Origin of the sequence: Pseudomonas cyclaminis (assembly GCF_015163715.1) — a bacterium.
Taxonomy (GTDB): domain Bacteria; phylum Pseudomonadota; class Gammaproteobacteria; order Pseudomonadales; family Pseudomonadaceae; genus Aquipseudomonas; species Aquipseudomonas cyclaminis.
The window spans coordinates 1-717 of record NZ_JADDUM010000293.1 but is presented as its reverse complement, the minus strand read 5'-3'; the positions used below and the strand labels follow the sequence as shown (position 1 = coordinate 717).

Genomic DNA, 717 nt, shown 5'->3' with positions numbered 1-717 from the left:
CGGCATCGTGGTGCCCGCGCCCGGCAACAACCCGCCCCCAGGCGGCGGCAACAGCAGCGCGCCCATCCAGGCCGGGAGCAAGGTCAGCCAGGGCCAGGTGCTGTTCGGCCTGGCGAATATCGAACGGCTGAAGATCGTCGCCAAAGTCTCGGAATTGGACATCAACCAATTGCATCAGGGCCAGGCGGTGGAAGTCATGGGCGACGGGTTTGATGGCGAGCGGCTGACCGGCTCGGTCAGTGTGGTCAGCGGCTTGGCGATGGCCAGCGACAGCCAGGGCAGCGCGCAGTTTCCAGTGACGTTGTCGATCCCCAAGCTGACCCCGCAACAGTTGCAGCGGGTGCGTCTGGGCATGAGTGCGCGGTTGACCATCGTCACCTACAACAACGAGCAGGCGATTGTGGTGCCCGCGCAGGCGGTCGTTGGCGGTGAGGTGGAGTATCGGGAGGCGATGGACAAACCGGTGGAGCGAGTCAAGGTCACGACCGGGCAAGCGACGGCGCAAGGGGTTGAAGTCTTCGGCCTGAAACCCGGCCTTGTGAAGCTCTCACAATAATGGATGGTTCACATGTGGGAGGGGGCATGGGTATCTACACAACTCTCAAAGGCTTACACATAACACTGTGGTGTGGTGAGCGGGCTGTTGTGGTGAGCGGGCTTGCCCCGCGCTGGGCTGGCGCCAGAGCCCCATCAAGCCGCCCCCGTTTTTCCAGACAA

General features: G+C 63.2%; 1 protein-coding gene. It reads left to right on the top strand.

What is annotated here, in order from left to right; translation table 11 throughout:
- Positions 1-556: efflux RND transporter periplasmic adaptor subunit (locus IQK56_RS28700; protein WP_193864326.1), on the top strand; the 556-nt coding region annotated here is incomplete at its 5' end.
- Positions 557-717: the final 161 nt, after the last annotated feature.